Source organism: Vreelandella nigrificans (assembly GCF_002374315.1).
Taxonomy (GTDB): Bacteria; Pseudomonadota; Gammaproteobacteria; order Pseudomonadales; family Halomonadaceae; genus Vreelandella; species Vreelandella nigrificans.
The window spans coordinates 1-947 of record NZ_NWUX01000068.1; the positions used below are offsets into that span (position 1 = coordinate 1).

The window sequence follows — 947 nt, forward strand, 5'->3', positions numbered from 1 at the left end:
TGATCAGTGGGGTCTCGCCCGACACGTCCAGGGTGTAGAAGCTCGTGCCGAAGAAGCTGTCGGTCTTCTTGTAGCGGTGGTTGAGCGTGTGCCAGTTGAACCGCAGGGTTACCGTGTCACCCTCTTGCGACAGAATTTCAAGATTAGTCACCTGATGGGTGGTGCGCGGTTCCGGTGTGCTCGCCCCGCTGCGCTCGGTTTTGATGCGGTACACCCGGTCTTCTAGCCCGTCGCGGTTGGGGTAGTAGATCAGCGAGATCTCGCTGTGCGGATCACGGGTCAACTGGTCGTCGTCATCCCAGGCGGGCATCCAGAACTCGGCGTCTTGACGGTACAGCGTGAGCCACTCGTCCCACTCACGGTCGTCCAGCAGCCGCGCTTCGCGGTACAAAAAAGCTTGGATGTCGTGATAGCTAATGCTCATAGCACTTCTCTCCTCTCTTCAGACGCTTAGGCGGACGCGGTGGCGATAAACTGGCTGCGCTCTTTGTCGATGGCGCGCAGCATTTCGCTGACCCAGTGTTTGTGGTGTAGCACGTAGAGCCCTTCGTCTTCCGGGGAGGCGCCGCTGAGCAGAGGTTTCATGTCGATCGCCTGGGCCGTTTCATCGGCGCCTTCGATCCACTGTTGGGCCCCGCGGGAGAGGTCGTTCCATTCGGCCAGGGCGCCGTTATAGCCTTCTTGGCAGGCGCGGAACTCTTCCAGGTCGTCGGGCGTGCCCATGCCGGAGACGTTGAAGAAGTCTTCGTACTGGCGGATGCGTACTTCTCGGTTTTCAGCCGATTCGCCTTTGGGTGCGAAGCAGTAGATGGTGACTTCGGTTTTATTCACGTCGATAGGGCGCAGTACACGGATCTGGGTGGAGAACTGATCCATCAGGTAGACGTTGGGGTAGAGGCAGAGGTTGCGCGTTTGGTTGACGATGGAGTCGGCCCGGGCGTCGCCCA

General features: G+C 59.6%; 2 protein-coding genes. Both read right to left on the reverse strand.

The genetic code is table 11. The annotated features are described in order from the left end of the window. A partial coding sequence (gene benB / locus CPA45_RS22495) for a benzoate 1,2-dioxygenase small subunit (RefSeq protein ID WP_096655532.1) occupies nt 1-424 on the reverse strand: 424 nt, incomplete at its 3' end. 26 nt (nt 425-450) lie between these two features. Further along, nucleotides 451-947 (reverse strand): SRPBCC family protein (locus tag CPA45_RS22500; RefSeq protein WP_279628837.1); only part of this gene is annotated, 497 nt, incomplete at its 5' end.